The sequence below is a fragment of the Rhizobacter sp. P5_A1 genome, assembly GCF_056400745.1.
Genome location: NZ_JBFUKR010000005.1, coordinates 135,497 through 152,892 on the forward strand (window position 1 = coordinate 135,497; position 17,396 = coordinate 152,892).

A 17,396-nucleotide genomic window follows, 5' to 3' on the forward strand; every position below is an offset into this window, starting at 1 on the left:
CCAATGTCAGAACGCGTAGCGCTGGCGAACACGCGCATCGCGTTGCTGCAGCCACCCGATCACCGCCTGCCGCACGCGCTGCCGCAGCCGATCCCACCGCGTCGGGTTGCTGACGATCTGCGCCTTGTAGAACGACGGGCACAGCACCGCCGCATGCGACACCTCGCCGCACACGCCGCAACCGACGCAGGAATCGAGCACGGTCGCGACCGGGTCGGTGCGCAGCGGGTCGGGGTTCGGCTTGATCGACAGCGACGGGCAGCCCGACAGCCGGATGCACGAGTGGTCACCGGTGCAGGTGTCGGCGTCGACGCCGAAACGCTCGCGCACGACCCGCTCGCCGGCCGCGATCGCCTTGCGCACCAGCGGCTTCTCGCGGCGCTGCTTGTTCAGCATGCACTCGCTCTGCGCGATCAGGACCTTCGGACCCTTCTCCGACGTGGTCAGCGCCTCCTTCAGCAGGTCGCGCATGCCGGCGACGTCGTAGGTGCGGCGCATCGTGCGGATCCACTTGACGCCGACGCCGCGCACCGCGGACTCGATCGCATGGCCGGTGCTGCGGGTCGCGTTGTGCGCGGTCGACGACAGGATGTCCTGGCCGCCGGTGGCCGAGGTGTAGCTGTTGTCGACGACGATCGTGAGGTTGTCGCTGCGGTTGAAGACCGCGTTCGCGATGCCGCTCGTCAGGCCGTTGTGCCAGAAGCCGCCGTCGCCCATCACGCTGATCGCGCGCTTGCCCTGGCTCGTACCGTCGGGTGCGTTGAGCGCCGCGGCGCCGGCCCCGCCGAGGCCGTAGCCCATCGTCGTGTTGCCGAGGTTGAACGGCGGCAGGATCGAGAACAGGTGGCAGCCGATGTCGGCACTGACGTGGTGCGGACCGAGCTCGCGCTCGACCAGTTTCATCGCCGTGAAGATCGGGCGCTCCGGGCAGCCGGTGCAGAAGCCGGGCGGGCGGGCGTTGACGCTGTCGGTGATCGGCTTGAGCGGGATCACCGCAGCCTTGGCCGCCGCGCGCGGCGCGGCCGGCTCGATGCGGCCGTAGCGCTCGAGGAAGGCGCGCGCGCCCGCGAGCAGTTCGGCGGCCGTGTATTCGCCCGCCGCCGCCAGCATGTCCTTGCCGTGCAGCGCAGTCGTCGAACCCGCCCGGCGCAGGATCGTCGCGATGTTCTGCTCGATGAAGTTCGGCTGCCCCTCCTCGACCATCAGCACCGCGCGTTTGCCCTCGCAGAAGCGCAGCACCTCGCTGTCGATGACCGGGTAGGCGACGTTCATCACGTACAGCGGCACGCGGCTGTTGCCGTACACGTCGGCCACGCCGAGACGCAGCAGTGCGCGCAGCAGCGTGTTGTAGCTGCCGCCCTGCGCGACGATGCCGATGTCATCGGTGCCCTCGGCGAAGAATTCGTTCAGCCGCTGTTCCTCGATGAAGCGCACCGCGGCCGGCCAGCGCTGCTTCACCTTCTCCTGCTCGTGCTCGAAGCTCGCCGGCGGCAGCACGATGCGGCTGACGTCGCGCTGCGGGTTGTCCAGCGCGTCGCGCACGGTGAAGGCGGGGGTCACGTTGTCGGCCGCGACGAACTCGCCGTGCACGTGGCAGGCGCGGATGCGCAGCTGCAGCATCACCGGCGTGTGGCTTGCTTCCGAGAGCGCGAAGCCGACCTTCACGGCCTTCACGATCGCCGGCAGGTTGGGCCGCGGGTCGAGCAGCCAGATCTGCGATTTCATCGCGAACGCGTGGCTGCGCTCCTGCATGATCGACGAGCCTTCGCCGTAGTCTTCGCCGACGACGACCAGCGCGCCGCCGACGACGCCGCCGGACGCAAGGTTGGCGAGCGCATCCGACGCCACGTTGGTGCCGACGGTGGACTTGAAGATCGCCGCGCCGCGCAGCGGGTAGTTCACCGAAGCCGCGAGCGTGGCCGCGGCGGTGGCTTCGCTGGCGCTGTTCTCGAAGCGGATGCCGTGCTCGGCGAGGATGTCCTGCGCATCGGCCAGCACGTCCATCAGGTGCGAGATCGGCGCGCCTTGGTAGCCGGCCACGTAGGCCACGCCCGACTCGAGCAGCGCCTTGGTCACGGCGAGGATGCCCTCGCCGCGGAACACGGCACCGGCGCCGAGCCGCAGCTTCTTCACTTCCTCGACGAATGAACGTTCAGCCATCGTGCTTCTCGTCTGACTTGCCGCGCGGACCGCACCGGAATGGTTTAGAGTTGAACATATGAAAAGTAATGCGTCAACAGGGTTGCAACTTACGGGCCAGGACCCGCGGCACAATGCTGCGATGCAAAAAGCACGGCGGGATGCGGCCCACTTCGTCGACGACTACCTGCCGGCGCTGCTGGCGCAGGCCAGCCAGCTGATCTCCGGCGAGTTCCACCGGGTGGTCACGGCGCACGGCTTCACCGTCTCCGAATGGCGGGTACTCGCGACGCTGGCCGGCAACGAGCCGATGAGCATCGGCCGCCTCGCGCAGATCACGACGATCAAGCAGCCCACCGTGACGCGGCTGCTCGACCGCATGGAGACGAAGGGGCATGTGCAGCGGGTCGAAAACGACGGCGACCGGCGCATCACGCTGGTGCGCATCACGCCGACCGGCACCCGGATGGTGTCCCGCCTGATCCCGCTGGCGCGCGAGCACGAGCAGCGCGTGCTCGAGCCCTTCGGCCTGCAGCGGGCGGAAGACCTCAAGTCGACCTTGCGCAGCATCGTCGAACTGCATCGCGGATCGGCCCCCGAAGGCTCGGAAGAAGAAGACGCGTGACCGTCAGGCCAGCCCGTCCAGAAAGCTGAGCACCGTGCGTGCAAAAGCCTGCGGCAGCTGGTCCGGCAGCGGCACCGTCCCGCCGGCGATCTCGGCAACCCCTGCCTGAGGAATCTGCGCCTGCAGCTCGGGCAGATGCGGCGCCGCGAAGGGGTCGTCGCTGGCGCGGATCAGCAGCGTCGGCTGGGTCACGCTGGCGATGTGGTCCTCCATCCGGTACGACGCGACGGCGCGATGCCCGCCCTCCACATCGCCCGACACCTTGAGCGCATCACGCACGAAGGCTTCGAGCAGGTCCGCTCGCCCCGGCGGATAGAACGACTGGCGGCGCTGCCACAGCGCAGCGAGGTGGCTGCCGTCGCCGCTGGGCTCGACTTCGTCGATGGGCGGGCGCTCGCGGCGTGCGCGCCGGAACGCCGCGCCGGTGAACGGCGTCGACGACAGCACCAGCGATGCGACGCGCGGCGCGTAGGCAGCAGCGAGGTGCAACGCGATCGCGCCGCCGGTGTGGTGGCCGACCACGTGCGCCCGCGCGATCGACAACGCGTCGAGCAGCTCGGCCGCCACCGCCGCCCAGCCTTCGATGCTGGCCGGCCCGGGCAACGCGGCCGAATCGCCGAAGCCGGGCGTGTCCATCGCGATGATGCGAAAGCGCGCGCCGAGCAGCGGCAGCACCTCGCGGTACTCGAGCCAGCTGCGCGGCGTCTGGTGCAGCAGCAGCACGGCGGGCGCCGCCGGGTCGCCGCAGCTCGCGAAGTGGACCTGCCCGACGGACAGCTCGGCAAAGGCGCGGCGGATCGGCGTCATGGTGGCCGAATCAGGGCTGCGTCGTCTCGGCCGGCGCGCGCCACAGGCCCGCGTGCCGCAGCATGCCCAGCGTGCGCGCCAGCACGTCGCGCCGGTAGTCGACGATGTCGCGATCGCTGTAGTCGTAGAAGCCGCTGCCGCTTTTGACGCCGAGCCGACCCTGCTCGACCATCTGCCCGACGATGGCCGGCGCCGCGTAGCGCTGCGCATCGATCGAGGCCGACATCTCGCGGCTCGCATGGTGCAGGATGTCGCTGCCGCCGAAGTCGATGAACTCGACGACGCCGAGCGCGGCGAAGCGCAGGCCGAGGCCGTAGCGCGTCGCCTTGTCGATCTCCTCGGCGGTGGCCGCGCCCTCCTCGATCATGCGCGCCGCCTCGTTCATGATCAGCGCCTGCAGCCGCGGCACGATATAGCCCGGCGTCGGCCCGCACAGCACCGGCAGCTTGCCGATCGACTCCATCAGCTCGCGTGTGCGCGCCACGACCGCGAGATCGGTGGCGGCATGCGTGCTCAACTCGACCACGGGAATCAGGTAGGCCGGGTTCAGCCAGTGCATGTTCAGGAAGCGCTGCGGGCGGCGCACCAGTTCGGCCAGCTGCGTCACGAGGATGCTGCTGGTGGTCGACGTGAGGATCGCGTCGTCGCGGCAATGGCGGTTGATCTGCTCGAAGGCCTCGCGCTTGGCCGCCAGGGTTTCGGGGACGCCTTCGAACACGAGCTCGGCGCGTGCCAGCGTGGCCGGAGCGCCCGCCGCGTCGACCAACTCCACGCGCTCGGCGATCGCATCGATCTGCGCTGCGGGCATCGCCCCCAGCTGCGCGAGCCCGTTCAGGCTGGCGCGGATCTCGTCTCGCACGTCGCCGCTCAGACGCTGCCAGCCGTCGCGCGAGCGCTGCCGCAGGTCGACCAGCGCGATGCAGTGGCCGGCATACGCAAACGCGATCGCGATGCCGCGCCCCATGCGGCCGGCGCCCACGGCAACGAAGCGGGCCATGATCAGGCGCCCTCGTGCAGGCGCTGCTGCAACGTGTCGCGGTCGAGTGCCGCCAGGCCGAGGGCTTCGAAGCTGCGCGGTCCGCGGCGCAGGTCGCGCCCGAGGAAGCCGCCGACGATCGCGAGCAGGCCGTGCGCGATCGGCGCGTCGCAGCCGCTCCAGCGCGCCACCGATGCGAGCAAGGCGAGCCCGAGCTCGGTGTCTTCGACGATGTAGCGGTGCGTGTGCAGGTCGATGTGCTCGCGCCAGTCGCCCGACTTGACGAGCTTCCTGTGCGCGTCGCCGTACATCCAGCGGTCGTTCAGGTAGTGGTCGGCCAACGGATAGTGCGGGCCGCCGTAGCCGAGCGCTTCGCGCACCGCGATGCGCTCCTGATCCAGCCTGTCGGTGACCGCGCGCACCGCCGGCTGCGTGCCCTCGTCGTGGATGTCCCAGCGCTCGAAGTGCTGCAGCGGCGCCGCGTTCATCACCATCAGCGGCGGATGGATGATCGGGCCGGCGTTCATCAGCGCGCCAGACAGCGCGTCGCCGCAGCCATGCACGCTCGGGTACGCAGCGCGGATGACCGCGATCGCCTCCGCTTCGCGGCGCGCCGGGTACACGCCGGTGGGCAGGCGCACCGCGCGAATGGTCACATTGACCTCGCGTTCGCCGTGTTTGCGCGCCAGGTACGGCAAGGTGCCGGTCTCCGCCCACGCCACGTCGGCGCGACTGCCCGCAGCGCGCACGCCCTGCGCCATCACGTAGCTGCCGAACGTGCCGGGCGCGAGGAAGACGATCTGCCCGTTCGTCAGGTGCGGCGCCATCGCGCGGGCGATGTCGGCCTGCGCGATCGCCGGGCTGGGGATGACGATCAGCGCCGCGTCCTTCAGCGCCAGCGCGATGTCGGCGGTGGCGAGCGCGAGCCGAACCTCGCGCGAGCCGTCGCTGTCTTTCAGCACGATCGCGCCGCTGGCGATCACCGGCTGCAGCGCGGCAGCGTCGCGCCGCCACAGGCGGACCTCGTGCCCCGATTCCGACAGGTCGGCGGCAGCCGCGTAGCAGCCGTGGCCGCCTCCGAGAACAGCAATCTTCATGGAAGGAGTACCCGTGGACCCGACAGCGCTGGCAATGCAGCGGACCGGCGTACATTACTTTTCATAGCTTTAGGTGTCAACTAATAATCGGAGCGGCACGCCTCCGTCGGGCGCAAGCCCCTGAGCTGCGAATCGCTGGCGCGTGCCGCGCGGCACACGCCGCCACCCCCGGGCAATCCCCCATGACGGCGGTCCATCTGTTGCCTACACTTCTTGCATACAAGCTTGTGCCCAAGCTCCGTGGAGATCCTGATGCCCCGTTTCCTGCGTTCCCTGTTCGGCCAAGTGCTGCTGGCCCTCGTGGTCGGCGTCGTCATCGGCTTCGTCTGGCCCGAGTTCGGTGTCAAGTTGAAGCCGCTCGGCGACGGCTTCATCAAGCTGATCAAGATGATCATCCCGGTGCTGGTCTTCTGCGTCGTCGTGCACGGCATCGCCGGCGCCGGTGACCTGAAGCGCGTCGGCCGCGTCGGCGTGAAGGCGCTGATCTACTTCGAGGTCGTGACCACCGTCGCCCTGGGTCTGGGCCTGGCACTGGCGTTCATCTTCAAGCCCGGCGCCGGCATGAACGTCGACCCGAAGGCGCTCGACGCCACGGCCATGAGCGCGTATGTCGACAACGCCAGCAAGCTCACGAGCGGCGGCACGGTCGACTTCCTGATGAAGCTGATCCCGACCACGGTGGTCAACGCCTTCGGCACCGGCGATGTGCTGCAGGTGCTGCTGTTCGCGGTGCTGTTCGGCTGCGCGCTGGCGATGCTCGGCCAGCGTGGTGCGCCGGTCGCCGACTTCATCGACACGCTCAGCCACGTGCTGTTCAAGATCATGGGCATCATCATCAAGCTCGCCCCGCTGGGCGTGCTGGGGGCGATCGCCTTCACGGTGAGCAAGTACGGCATCGGCTCGCTCAAGCAACTCGGCATGCTGGTGGTGCTGTTCTACGCCGCGGTGATCATCTTCGTGGTCGTCGTGCTCGGCGCGATCATGCACATCGCGGGGTTCTCGATCTTCAAGCTGCTGGCCTACCTGCGCGAGGAGCTGATGGTGGTCTTCGCCACCACCTCGAGCGACAGTGTGCTGCCGCAGATCATGAGCAAGCTGAAGCGCATGGGCATCCGCGATTCGACCGTCGGCCTGGTCATCCCCACCGGCTATTCGTTCAACCTCGACGCGTTCTCGATCTACATCACGCTGGCCGCGGTGTTCATTGCCCAAGCCACCAACACGCCGATCTCGATGACCGACCTGTTGACCATCCTGGCGATCTCGCTGGTCACCAGCAAGGGTGCGCATGGCGTGCCGGGTTCGGCGATCGTGGTCCTGGCAGCCACCCTGCAGGCGATTCCCGCCATCCCTGCGATCGGCCTGGTCCTGGTGCTGTCGGTCGACTGGTTCATGGGCATCGCCCGCGCCCTGGGCAACCTGATCGGCAACTGCGTGGCGACCGTCGCGGTGGCAGCCTGGGAGGGTGACATCGATCGTGAGCGGGCGCACGCGGTGCTCGACGGCCGACCGGTGCCGACCACCGAGGACGATGCCGACGTCGTGGTCGCCGGCGTGCCGGCGCCGGTGCAGGTCTGAAAGGCCGGCGCCACCCAGCCGCTACAGTGACGCACCTATGAGCTCCCAGTCCGACATCGCTCACCGGGTCGTCGAGTCGATCCTGGCCCAACGCCTCAAACCCGGTGAGCGACTGGGCGAGCAGGCCCTGGCCGATCTGTTCGGGGTCAGCCGCACGCTGGTGCGCGAAGCCCTGATGCAGCTCCAGGCGCGCGGCTTCGTCGAGGTGCGCACGCGCAAGGGCTGGTACGTCGTCGAACCGTCGATCGACGAGGCGCGCGACGCGTTCGCCGCGCGGCGCGCGGTCGAGGGCGGCATGCTGCGCCAGACAGAGGGCCGGCCCCTGCAATCCGTCATCCGCAAGCTGCGGCAGCACATCACCGACGAGCGGCGCGCACTCGATGGCGCCGACGCCGCGACACGCGCCTTTCTGCTCGCCGACTTTCACGTTTGCCTGGCCGAGTGCCTGGGCCACCGCGTGCTGGCCGATGTGCTGCGCGACCTGACCGCGCGGACCACGATCGTGGCCACGCTGTACCAGAGCTCGCACGATGCGCGCGCGTCGTGCGCCGACCACGCGCGCATCGTCGGCATGCTCGAGGCTGGCGACACGGCCGGCGCGGAGCGACTGATGCTCGAGCACATCGGCAGTGTCGAGTCCGCGCTCGGCGAATCGATTGCCGCCCAACCCGACGCCCGCGAACGACTGCGCGCCACGCTGGCCCCGGTGTCCAGGCCGAAGCTGGCACGCGCCTGAAAGCGGAGCGGCGGTGGCCGACCCCGTCATCTAGGAGGTGGCCAGCCCGGAGGGACTCGAACCCCCGACATCCGACTTAGAAGGTCGGTGCTCTATCCAGTTGAGCTACGGGCTGGTGGAGGGCCGGGAGGCCGAGAAAGAATGGTCGGGGCGGTGGGATTCGAACTCACGACCACCTGGTCCCAAACCAGGTGCGCTACCAGGCTGCGCTACGCCCCGAACGGCGCATTGTACTCAGAAGGTCTGAGTGAGTTCTTCAGTGCGCGGGCGTCAGCGTCGACGCGGGCAGCATCAGTTGCTCGGAGACCGCAACGCACTGCTGGATGTGCTGCTCGCAAACGAACTTCAGCGATGAAAATGTCAACGCCGCCGACACCGCCTGGCCGGCGATCGGCACGTATTTGGCGGCTTGCTGCGTCGTCAATCGCACGCCGACGAGCTTCAGCAGCTTGATGATCAGCTCGCGCGTGACGAGCCGGCCGACCAGCAGCCCGCCGCCGGCGGAGATGGTCTTGTAGACGACGAGGCGCCGGTCCGGCGCGAGGCGTTCGACCTGCTCGGGCGTGAGCCCGAACGCGCTGTTGATCTCGGGGATCAGCTTCATCAGCACCGCGACATCGGTGACCCAGTCGACGCCGGGAATCGGCACGGCCGCGACGCCGGCCGCGATCAGCGCGCGCTTCGTGACAAGGCGGCGGCACTGGCGCACGACCGCCTCGACCTGCCGCTGCGTGCCCGGCATGACGACCCAGTCCGTCGACGCGTGCATCTCGACGGCCTCATGCGATCAGGTCGACGGACCCTTCAGCTTGCCGACGATGAACAGCAGCACGATCGCGCCGATGATCGACGCGATGAACCCCGCCGGCTGTCCTTCCGCGTACCACCCCAGGGCCTGACCGGCGAAGCCCGCGATGAACGACCCGGCGATGCCCAGCACCGCGGTCAGGATGATCCCCAGGCTCTGCGTGCCTGGCAGGATGGCCCGCGCGATCAGGCCGACGACGAAACCGATGACCGCCATCCAGACGTAACCCATGTGCCGCTCCTTGGTTGTGGAAGAACCAATGTAGCGCATGGAAGCGCCGGCGCGCTCGTCATGACGCGAGCTGGGCCCAGACCTTCTCGAGCCGCTTCACGCTGACCGGTTGCGGCGTGCGCAGCTCCTGCGCGAACAGGCTGACGCGCAACTCCTCGAGCAGCCAGCGGAACTCCGCCAGGCGCGCGTCGGCCACGCCCTTGCGCTCGGCCAGATGGCGCCAGTAGCGCTGCTCGATCGGGCGCAGTTCGGCCAGTCGCTGCGCGTCGCGCGCCGGGTCGGCGCGCAGCTTGTCGAGCCGCATCACGACGGCTTTCAGGTAGCGCGGCAGATGCGCGAGCTGCGCCCACGGCGTGTCGGCGACGAAGCGCTTGGGCACCAGGCGCGCGAGCTGCGCGGCGATGTCGTCGGCAGCCTCCTTCGGCGCACGCGCGTCTTTCAGCTTGCGCAGCGCGGCCGTGTGCTCGAGCAGGATCGCGCCGGCGCCGCGCGCGACCTCGTTCGCGATCAGCGTCAGCCGTCCGCGCCCGCCTTCGAGGCAGCGCGCGAACGCGGCGGCATCGGTCGGCAGCGCGTCGGCAAGAAACGCGCGGTCGATCGCGACGTCGATGATCTGGTCGCGCAACTCGTCGGCGCTGCCGTGGCCGACGAGCAGGTAGGCGACGCTCATCTTCTGCAGATCGGGAATGTTCTTCTCGAGATATTTCAACGCGTCGCGGATCTGCAGCGCGATCAGGCGACGCAATCCGGCGCGGTGCTTGCGCGCGGCGACCTCGGGCTCGTCGAAGACCTCGATCTCGACATGCGTGCCCTTGTCGATCAGCGCCGGAAAGCCGATCAGCGCCTGGCCGCCCTTGCGGATCTCCATCAGCTCGGGCAGTTCGCCGAAGGTCCATGCGGTGTACCTTTCCGGTGCGGCCGGGCCTGCTTCCGCGGCACTCGCCCGCGTTGCCGGCTTGACGATCACAGCGGTGTTGCGCGATGGCGCGACCGACGGCGCGGTCGCCGGCAGGTCGAGCTTCAGCGCCGCGAGCGCCTGGAACGCCGAGCGCGCCTGGCCGCCGAGCTCGGCCTTCAGTGCCGCGAGGTGGCGGCCGGTGCCGAGCTGCCGGCCGTTCTCGTCGGTGATGCGGAAGTTCATCGACAAGTGCGGTGCGAGCTGCTCGAGCTTGAAGTCGTTGCGCTGCACTGCGAGCTGGCTGCGTTCGCGCACGCTCTTCAACAGCACGTCGATCAGGTTGCCCTGCGCGAACTCGGTCGACGCGGCGAATTCGTCGGCGAACTCCGCCAGCGGCATCAGCCGCGAGCGCGCGCGTTGATGCAGGCTCTTGACGAGCGCGAGCACCTTGTCCTTCAGCATGCCGGGCACGAGCCATTCGCAGCGCTCTTCATTGACCTGGTTCAGCGCATAGATCGGCACCGCGACGGTGACGCCGTCCTTCGCGTCGCCCGGCGCATGCAGATAGCTCGCGGCGCAGTCGATGCCGCCCAGGCGGATCGTCTTCGGGAACGCGCTCGTCGTGATGCCCGCGGCCTCGTGGCGCATCAGCTCCTCGCGCGTCAGCATCAGCACGCGCGGCTGGCGCCTGGCCTCGTCGCGATACCAACGTTCGAGCGAATGGCCGCTGCACACGTCGGCGGGCAGCTGCGCGTCGTAGAACGCGTAGATCAGCTCGTCGTCGACCAGTACATCTTGCCGGCGCGACTTGTGCTCGAGCTCCTCGACCTGCCTGACGAGCTTGCGGTTCGCCGCGACGAACGGCAACGATGTCTCCCACTCGCCGCCCACCAACGCCTCGCGGATGAAGATCTCGCGCGCCGCGCCCGGGTCGACGTTGCCGAAGTTCACGCGCCGGTTGCTGTAGATCACGATGCCGTAGAGCGTCGCGCGCTGCAGCGCGATCACCTCGGCGGCCTTCTTCTCCCAGTGCGGCTCGAGCAGCTGGGTCTTGATCACGTGGCCGCCGATGCGCTCGAGCCACTGCGGCTCGATCGCCGCGATGCTGCGGCCGAACAGGCGGGTCGTCTCGACCAGCTCGGCCGCGACGATCCAGCGCCCCGGCTTCTTCGACAGGTTGGCGCCCGGGTGCTTGTAGAAGCGGATGCCGCGCGCGCCGAGGTACCAGTCTTCGTCCTCGCTCTTCAGGCCGATGTTGCCGAGCAGGCCGGCGAGCATCGACAGATGGATCTGCTCGTAGGTCGCCGGCGCGCCGTTCAGCCGCCACTTGTGCTCGGCCACGACGGTGTGCAGCTGCGAGTGGATGTCGCGCCATTCGCGCACGCGACGCGGCGAGATGAAGTTGTCGCGCAGCAGCTGCTCCTGCTTGCGCTGCGAGACCTTGTGAACGTTCGGAGCGCCGGGGGCGGCGCTGCCCTGCCCGCCCCTTGCGTCCTCGAGCCACTTCCAGAGCTTCAGGTCGCCGATGAACTCGCTCTTCTCGTCGTCGAACTTCTTGTGCGCCGCGTCGGCCGCCTGCTGGTGTTCGAGCGGCCGGTCGCGCACCTCCTGCACGCTGAACGCGGCCGCGATGATCAGCACCTCGGTCAGCGCCTCGCGCGAGCGCGCTTCGAGAATCATCCGGCCGACGCGCGGGTCCAGCGGCAGCCGCGCGAGCTCGCGGCCGATCGGCGTCAGTTCATTGAACTCGTCGACCGCGCCGAGCTCGGCGAGCAGCTGGTAGCCATCGGCGATCGCACGCTTCGGCGGCGGCTCGAGGAACGGGAAGTCTTCGACGGTTCCGAGGCCGAGCGACTTCATCCGCAGAATCACGCCGGCCAGCGACGAGCGCAGGATCTCCGGGTCGCTGAATTTCGGCCGCTCGTTGAAATCCTTCTCGTCGTACAGGCGAATGCAGATGCCGTCGCTGACACGGCCGCAGCGTCCGGCGCGCTGGTTCGCCGCGGCCTGGCTGATCGGCTCGACCAGCAACTGCTCGACCTTGTTGCGGTAGCTGTAGCGCTTGACGCGCGCGGTGCCGGCGTCGATCACGAACTGGATCCCCGGCACCGTCAGCGAGGTCTCGGCGACGTTCGTCGCGAGCACGATGCGGCGCGCGCTGTGCGCCTCGAAGATGCGGTCCTGTTCCTGCTGGCTCAGGCGCGCGAACAGCGGCACGACTTCGACACCCGGCGGGTGGTGCTTGCGCAGGTGATCTGCGGCCTCGCGGATCTCGCGTTCGCCGGGCAGGAACACGAGCACATCGCCCGCGCCTTCGCGCCAGAGCTCGTCGACCGCCGCGCCGATCGCGTCGTTCAGATCGAACTCGCGGCTCTCCTCGAACGGGCGCCAGCGCTGCTCGACCGGGAAGAGCCGACCCGAGACCTGAATCACCGGCGCGGGCACGTCGCCGGCGGCGAAGTGGCGCGCGAAGCGATCGGCATCGATCGTCGCCGATGTCACGATGACCTTCAGATCGGGGCGGCGTGGCAGGATCTGCCGCAGGTGCCCGAGCAGGAAGTCGATGTTCAGGCTGCGCTCGTGCGCCTCGTCGATGATGATCGTGTCGTAGGTGCGCAGCAAAGGGTCGGTCTGCGTCTCGGCGAGCAGGATGCCGTCGGTCATCAGCTTGACGCTCGCGCCGGGCTGCAGCCGATCCTGGAAGCGCACCTTGAAGCCGACGATTTCACCCAGCGGCGTCTTCAGTTCCTCGGCAATGCGCTTCGCGACACTCGACGCGGCGATGCGCCGCGGCTGGGTGTGGCCGATCAGCTTGCCGGTGTGTGCTTTGCCGCGGCCGAGTTGCAGCACGATCTTGGGCAGCTGCGTCGTCTTGCCCGAGCCGGTCTCGCCGCAGACGATCACCACCTGGTGCTGTTGCAGCACCTGCGCGATCTCGTCGCGCCGCGCAGAAACGGGCAGCGACTCGGGGAAGGTGATAGGCGGCAGCGCGTTCGCCGGGCGAGGCCCGGCGGCAACGACGACCGCTGGGCTGGCCAGGTGATTCGACATCTCGTCGTGGATTATCGAAGATCGCGCGAGAGCCGCGTCCGGTCCCACGGCGACCCGCCCGGCGAACCGCCGTGCATCACTTCGCCGGCATCGCGTAGGTGATGACGTTGAGCGTCGCGCCCTGCGGGTCGGCAATCACCGCGAAGCGGCCGACGGTCGGGATGTCGGTCGGCGGCATGTGCACCTTGCCCCCCAGGCTCACGACCTTCTTGACCAGCGCGTCGACGTCCGCCACGGTCACGTACGGCACCCAAGTCGGCGGCATGCCCGCGGGCGCACCGGGCGGCATGCCCATGATGCCGCCGATGGCTGCATCCCCGACCTTGAGGACGTTGTAGGGCATGCCCATGTTCATCGCTTCGATCTTCCAGCCAAAGAGCTGGCCATAGAACTCGGTGGCGGCTTCGGGGTTGCTGGTCATCAACTCGCACCAGCTGAAGGCACCAGGGGTTTGGAAGGCATCCATGAGAAGGCTCCGCTGAAGTGGGGCTTGATGCTGCGCCTGCGGGGCTGGCAGCGTCAATAACAGCCCAGTGGCCTCACTCGGAGAACGTGACGAGCGCTCGCGGGTCGGGCATTGGATTGGAATAGGCGCCGGGCTTCCCCTAGTTGTTGGGTATTTGTAACGGGAACACAGTGAGCTCACCTTCGCTGCTCGGCCCTACCGAGCGAACGACCGCCTGTCCCTTCGTCCACACGCAATGGGAGTCGTCATGTCCGAGAAGCCACTCGCCCCATCCGTCGCGCCCCGCCGTCGCTTCCTGAGGAATGCCGCCGTCGCTGCGGGCACGACCGGCGCACTCGCCGCGCCGCTGGTCTCGCGCGCGCAGACCGTCAGCCTGCGCTTCCAGAGCACCTGGCCCACCAAGGACATCTTCCACGAGTACGCCCTGGACTTCGCGAAGAAGGTCAACGACATGGCCGGCGGCCGGCTGAAGATCGAGGTCCTGCCTTCGGGCGCGGTGGTGCCGGCGTTCCAGCTGCTCGAGGCGGTGAACAAGGGCACGCTCGACGGCGGCCATGGCGTCGTCGCCTACCACTACGGCAAGAACTCGGCGCTCGCGCTGTGGGGGTCCGGCCCCGGGTTCGGCATGGATCCGAACATGCTGCTCGCCTGGCACTACTACGGCGGCGGCAAGGAGCTGCTCGAGGAAATCTACAAGTCGATCAACATGGACGTCGTGTCGTACCTGTACGGGCCGATGCCGACACAACCCTTCGGCTGGTTCAAGAAGCCGGTCGCGCGCGTCGAAGAGCTCAAGGGCATCAAGTTCCGAACCGTCGGCCTGGCGGTGGACATCTATACCGAGCAAGGTGCGGCGGTGAACCCGCTGCCCGGCAGCGAGATCGTGCCGGCGCTCGATCGCGGGCTGATCGACGCGGCCGAATTCAACAATGCCAGTTCCGACCGCGCCCTGGGTTTCCCCGACGTGGCGAAGAACTGCATGCTGCAGAGCTTCCACCAGAGCACCGAGCAGTTCGAGATCCTGTTCGGCAAGGCCAAGTACAACGCGCTGCCGCAGGAGCTGAAGAACATCATCGACTACGCGGTGCAGGCCGCCAGCGCCGACATGAGCTGGAAGGCGATCGACCGCAACAGCAAGGACTACATCGAGCTGAAGAAGGCCGGGGTCGCCTTCTACAAGACACCCGATGCGATCCTGCGCAACCAGCTCGACTCGTGGGACAAGGTGATGGCCAGGAAGGCGGCCGAGAACCCCTTGTTCAAGAAGGTGCTCGATTCGCAGCGCGCCTACGCACAACGCGCCGGGCAGTGGCAGAACGACTACCTCGTCGACTTCAAGATGGCCTGGAACCACTACTTCGCGAAGAAGAGCTGAGGCTCGCCACCGAACCGATGGCTGCGCCGGCTCGCCGGATGACCCCGGCGGGCCGGCTCAGCTTGGCCGTGACCTGACGATGAACACGCAACGACTGCTGCACACCGCCGACCGCCTGAGCACATGGGTCGGGAAGACCTTCGCCTGGCTGATCGTGGCGCTGACGATCGTGGTCTGCGCCGAGGTCTTCAAGCGCTATGCGCTCAACGCGCCAACCGCCTGGATCTACGACGTCAACAACATGATGTACGGCACGCTGTTCATGATGTGCGGCGCCTACACCTTGTCGCAGGACGGCCATGTGCGCGGCGACTTCCTCTACGGCAGCATGAAGCCGCGCACGCAGGCCGCGCTCGATCTGGTGCTGTACATCGCGTTCTTCCTGCCCGGCATCAGCGCGTTGACCTGGGCCGGCCTGGACTACTTCCACGATTCGCTGGCGATGCGGGAACAGACCTTCAACGCGACGCCGCTGCCGCTGTACCCGTTCAAGTTCGTGATCCCGCTCGCCGGCACGATCGTGATGCTGCAGGGCGTGGCCGAGATCATCCGCTGCGTCGTCTGCCTGCGCACCGGCGCGTGGACGCCGCGCCTGAAGGACGCCGAGGAGATGGACGTGGTCGAGGAGCAATTGGCGGCCAGCACGTATGTCGACGACGCGGCGCGGCGCGAGATCATCGAGAAGGCCAAGGACATCGACGAGGCGGCGCGCCAGCGCGGCGGTGGAGGCTCGACATGAGCGACGCTGCGCTCGGCCTGTCGATGCTGGGCCTGATCGTGGTCGTGATCATGCTCGGCTTCCCGACCGCGTTCACGCTGATGGGCCTGGGCATGTTCTTCGGGTTCATCGCCTTCTACGACCCGTCGCAGCACTGGCTCTCCAACCGCATCTTCGACCTGATGGTGCAGCGCGCCTACGGCGCAATGACGAACGAGACGCTCCTGTCGATCCCGCTGTTCGTGCTGATGGGCTATGTGATGGAGCGCGGCGCGCTGGTCGACCGAATGTTCCACAGCGTGCAGCTCGCGTTCCGCCGCGTGCCGGGCTCGCTCGCCGTCGCGACGCTGATCATCTGCACCTTCTGGGGCATTGCCAGCGGCCTGGTCGGCGCGGTCGTCGTGCTGATGGGTGTGATCGCGCTGCGGCCGATGCTCAACGCCGGCTACGACGTGCGCTTGGCCTCCGGCGTGATCACCGCCGGCGGTACGCTGGGCATCCTGATCCCGCCCTCGGTGATGATCATCGTCTACGCGGCGGTGGCCGGGCAGTCGGTCGTCAAGCTATACGCGGCGGCGATGTTCCCGGGCTTCTTCCTGTCGTTCCTGTACCTGATCTACGTTGTCGGCTGGGCGGTGATCCAGCCCAGCGTCGCGCCCAAGCTTCCGCCCGAACAACAGCGGGCGCCGATCTCGCCCTGGGTGGCCCACATCGCCGCGAGCTATTCGCCGCGCATGCTACCGGCGCTGCTGCTGGCGGTGCTGGCGCCGGCGCGGGCGCTGCGCGCGCGCGTCGAGGGTGTCAAGCCCAGCTGGTGGCGGCTGCTGCGCCACCTGATCACGGTGCTGAGCCCGCTGATGCTGGCCGCGGTGACGCTCAGCTCTGCGTGGTGGTACGTCACCATCTATTCACAAAAGAACGACGCGCCCGTGGTGGCCGAGCGCAAGCTGGAGGCTACGCCCTCCGCCGCGCTGCAGGAACCCCCGGCCTCCGAGGGCCTGAAGGAGCCACCGGGCGCGAGCCTGCAGGAGCCGCCTGGCGCAGAGCCGATGCGCAAGCAAGCGGAACAAGGTCTGCAGGCGCTGGGCCAACCGGTCGAGGCACCGCACACAGCCGCGGTGCCCGACGCGTTCTATACCGGCTTCTGGCTGAGCTGCGCGATCGCCCTGGCGCTGCTTGCCTGGTACTACTGGCAGATGGACGCCGAGCAGTTCGAGATCCTGCGAATGCTGGTCTCGTCGGTGATGCCGCTGGGCATCCTCACCTTCATCGTGCTCGGGGTGATCCTGTTCGGCATCACGACCGCCACCGAATCGGCCGCGATCGGCGCGGCCGGCGCCTTTCTGATGGCCTGGCAGGCCGGAACGCTGGACTTCAAGCGCACCAAGGAGGCGGTGTTCCTGACCGCCAAGACGACCGCGATGGTGTGTTGGCTGTTCGTCGGCTCGGCGCTGTTCTCGGCCGTGTTCGCGCTCCTTGGCGGCCAGCGCCTCGTCGAACAGTGGGTGCTCGGCATGAACCTCTCGCCGCTGCAGTTCCTGCTGCTGTCGCAGGCGATCATCTTCGTGCTCGGCTGGCCGCTCGAATGGACCGAGATCATCGTGATCTTCATCCCGATCTTCCTGCCGATCCTGGCGCACTTCCAGATCGATCCGCTGCTGTTCGGCACGCTGGTGTTCGTCAACCTGCAGGCTGCGTTCCTGTCGCCGCCGGTGGCGATGTCGGCCTTCTACCTGAAGGGCGTGTCGCCATCGCATGTGACCTTGAACCAGATTTTCGCCGGCATGATGCCCTACATGCTGATCGTGATCCTGTGCATGGTGTTCATGTACCTCTGGCCCGGCCTGACGCTGTGGCTGCCGGGATACCTCTACAGCGGCTGAATACCGCC

The 17,396-nt window shown here is 68.1% G+C and carries 14 protein-coding genes and 2 tRNA genes; 6 read left to right on the top strand and 10 right to left on the bottom strand.

Features of this window, described 5'->3' with window-relative positions; all coding sequences use genetic code 11:
- Window positions 1–6: 6 nt before the first annotated feature.
- The gene (locus tag AC1DTW_RS07240) at window positions 7–2,160 is read right to left on the bottom strand and encodes a thiamine pyrophosphate-dependent enzyme (RefSeq protein WP_477980352.1); all 2,154 of its coding nucleotides are present in this window, start codon (window positions 2,158–2,160) and stop codon (window positions 7–9) included.
- 121 nt (window positions 2,161–2,281) lie between these two features.
- Here AC1DTW_RS07240 and AC1DTW_RS07245 point away from each other — a divergent pair, with 121 nt between their 5' ends.
- Window positions 2,282–2,764 (top strand): MarR family winged helix-turn-helix transcriptional regulator, encoded by a 483-nt coding sequence (locus AC1DTW_RS07245; RefSeq protein ID WP_477980353.1) that lies wholly within the window; start codon window positions 2,282–2,284, stop codon window positions 2,762–2,764.
- 3 nt (window positions 2,765–2,767) lie between these two features.
- On the opposite strand, the gene AC1DTW_RS07250 is transcribed toward AC1DTW_RS07245, so the two are convergent.
- From AC1DTW_RS07250 to AC1DTW_RS07260, 3 genes are read right to left on the bottom strand one after another with little or no spacing between them, the layout of a single operon-like run.
- Complete coding sequence (locus tag AC1DTW_RS07250; protein WP_477980354.1) at window positions 2,768–3,571, bottom strand: alpha/beta fold hydrolase; 804 nt, start codon at window positions 3,569–3,571, stop codon at window positions 2,768–2,770.
- Window positions 3,572–3,581: 10 nt separating this feature from the next.
- Window positions 3,582–4,568: a 3-hydroxybutyryl-CoA dehydrogenase gene (locus AC1DTW_RS07255; protein WP_477980355.1), complete on the bottom strand. Its 987-nt coding sequence runs from the start codon at window positions 4,566–4,568 to the stop codon at window positions 3,582–3,584.
- A 2-nt stretch (window positions 4,569–4,570) separates the two neighbouring features.
- Window positions 4,571–5,644, bottom strand: a complete 1,074-nt coding sequence (locus AC1DTW_RS07260) for an NAD/NADP octopine/nopaline dehydrogenase family protein (RefSeq protein ID WP_477980356.1) — start codon at window positions 5,642–5,644, stop codon at window positions 4,571–4,573.
- 252 nt (window positions 5,645–5,896) lie between these two features.
- On the opposite strand from AC1DTW_RS07260, the gene AC1DTW_RS07265 reads away from it, so the two are divergent.
- Window positions 5,897–7,222: a C4-dicarboxylate transporter DctA gene (locus tag AC1DTW_RS07265; RefSeq protein ID WP_477980357.1), complete on the top strand. Its 1,326-nt coding sequence runs from the start codon at window positions 5,897–5,899 to the stop codon at window positions 7,220–7,222.
- A 37-nt stretch (window positions 7,223–7,259) separates the two neighbouring features.
- Window positions 7,260–7,958 carry a GntR family transcriptional regulator gene (locus tag AC1DTW_RS07270; RefSeq protein ID WP_477980358.1) on the top strand — a complete coding sequence of 233 codons (699 nt, stop codon included), beginning with the start codon at window positions 7,260–7,262 and terminating at the stop codon, window positions 7,956–7,958.
- 38 nt (window positions 7,959–7,996) lie between these two features.
- Here AC1DTW_RS07270 and AC1DTW_RS07275 read toward each other — a convergent pair.
- The 6 genes from AC1DTW_RS07275 to AC1DTW_RS07300 all read right to left on the bottom strand — a co-directional run bounded on the left by AC1DTW_RS07275 (window position 7,997) and on the right by AC1DTW_RS07300 (window position 13,412).
- Window positions 7,997–8,073: transfer RNA gene (locus AC1DTW_RS07275), tRNA-Arg, on the bottom strand.
- Window positions 8,074–8,100: 27 nt separating this feature from the next.
- A tRNA-Pro gene (locus AC1DTW_RS07280) sits at window positions 8,101–8,177 on the bottom strand.
- Between the two features lie 37 nt (window positions 8,178–8,214).
- Window positions 8,215–8,727, bottom strand: a complete 513-nt coding sequence (locus tag AC1DTW_RS07285) for a hypothetical protein (protein WP_477980359.1) — start codon at window positions 8,725–8,727, stop codon at window positions 8,215–8,217.
- Window positions 8,728–8,745: 18 nt separating this feature from the next.
- Entirely contained in the window at window positions 8,746–8,997 is a 252-nt protein-coding gene (locus AC1DTW_RS07290; protein ID WP_477980360.1) for a GlsB/YeaQ/YmgE family stress response membrane protein, read from the bottom strand.
- A gap of 58 nt (window positions 8,998–9,055) precedes the next feature.
- Entirely contained in the window at window positions 9,056–12,946 is a 3,891-nt protein-coding gene (hrpA, locus tag AC1DTW_RS07295) for an ATP-dependent RNA helicase HrpA (RefSeq protein ID WP_477980361.1), read from the bottom strand.
- 76 nt (window positions 12,947–13,022) lie between these two features.
- Complete coding sequence (locus AC1DTW_RS07300) at window positions 13,023–13,412, bottom strand: VOC family protein (RefSeq protein ID WP_477980362.1); 390 nt, start codon at window positions 13,410–13,412, stop codon at window positions 13,023–13,025.
- Window positions 13,413–13,659: 247 nt separating this feature from the next.
- Here AC1DTW_RS07300 and AC1DTW_RS07305 point away from each other — a divergent pair, with 247 nt between their 5' ends.
- From AC1DTW_RS07305 to AC1DTW_RS07315, 3 genes are all read left to right on the top strand, one after another.
- Window positions 13,660–14,787 (top strand): TRAP transporter substrate-binding protein, encoded by a 1,128-nt coding sequence (locus tag AC1DTW_RS07305; RefSeq protein WP_477980363.1) that lies wholly within the window; start codon window positions 13,660–13,662, stop codon window positions 14,785–14,787.
- 79 nt (window positions 14,788–14,866) lie between these two features.
- Complete coding sequence (locus AC1DTW_RS07310; protein WP_477980364.1) at window positions 14,867–15,526, top strand: TRAP transporter small permease subunit; 660 nt, start codon at window positions 14,867–14,869, stop codon at window positions 15,524–15,526.
- Complete coding sequence (locus tag AC1DTW_RS07315; RefSeq protein WP_477980365.1) at window positions 15,523–17,388, top strand: TRAP transporter large permease; 1,866 nt, start codon at window positions 15,523–15,525, stop codon at window positions 17,386–17,388. The genes AC1DTW_RS07310 and AC1DTW_RS07315 overlap by 4 nt, the downstream gene beginning before the upstream one ends.
- Window positions 17,389–17,396: the final 8 nt, after the last annotated feature.

What these genes read in the sequence shown, in the direction of transcription:
- AC1DTW_RS07305 (WP_477980363.1), top strand. Translation starts at nt 13,660, where the DNA reads ATGTCCGAGAAGCCACTCGCCCCATCCGTCGCGCCCCGCCGTCGCTTC.
- AC1DTW_RS07265 (WP_477980357.1), top strand. Translation starts at nt 5,897, where the DNA reads ATGCCCCGTTTCCTGCGTTCCCTGTTCGGCCAAGTGCTGCTGGCCCTC.
- AC1DTW_RS07315 (WP_477980365.1), top strand. Translation starts at nt 15,523, where the DNA reads ATGAGCGACGCTGCGCTCGGCCTGTCGATGCTGGGCCTGATCGTGGTC.
- AC1DTW_RS07285 (WP_477980359.1), bottom strand. Translation starts at nt 8,727, where the DNA reads ATGCACGCGTCGACGGACTGGGTCGTCATGCCGGGCACGCAGCGGCAG.
- AC1DTW_RS07245 (WP_477980353.1), top strand. Translation starts at nt 2,282, where the DNA reads ATGCAAAAAGCACGGCGGGATGCGGCCCACTTCGTCGACGACTACCTG.
- AC1DTW_RS07250 (WP_477980354.1), bottom strand. Translation starts at nt 3,571, where the DNA reads ATGACGCCGATCCGCCGCGCCTTTGCCGAGCTGTCCGTCGGGCAGGTC.
- AC1DTW_RS07255 (WP_477980355.1), bottom strand. Translation starts at nt 4,568, where the DNA reads ATGGCCCGCTTCGTTGCCGTGGGCGCCGGCCGCATGGGGCGCGGCATC.
- hrpA (WP_477980361.1), bottom strand. Translation starts at nt 12,946, where the DNA reads ATGTCGAATCACCTGGCCAGCCCAGCGGTCGTCGTTGCCGCCGGGCCT.
- AC1DTW_RS07290 (WP_477980360.1), bottom strand. Translation starts at nt 8,997, where the DNA reads ATGGGTTACGTCTGGATGGCGGTCATCGGTTTCGTCGTCGGCCTGATC.
- AC1DTW_RS07310 (WP_477980364.1), top strand. Translation starts at nt 14,867, where the DNA reads ATGAACACGCAACGACTGCTGCACACCGCCGACCGCCTGAGCACATGG.
- AC1DTW_RS07240 (WP_477980352.1), bottom strand. Translation starts at nt 2,160, where the DNA reads ATGGCTGAACGTTCATTCGTCGAGGAAGTGAAGAAGCTGCGGCTCGGC.
- AC1DTW_RS07270 (WP_477980358.1), top strand. Translation starts at nt 7,260, where the DNA reads ATGAGCTCCCAGTCCGACATCGCTCACCGGGTCGTCGAGTCGATCCTG.
- AC1DTW_RS07260 (WP_477980356.1), bottom strand. Translation starts at nt 5,644, where the DNA reads ATGAAGATTGCTGTTCTCGGAGGCGGCCACGGCTGCTACGCGGCTGCC.
- AC1DTW_RS07300 (WP_477980362.1), bottom strand. Translation starts at nt 13,412, where the DNA reads ATGGATGCCTTCCAAACCCCTGGTGCCTTCAGCTGGTGCGAGTTGATG.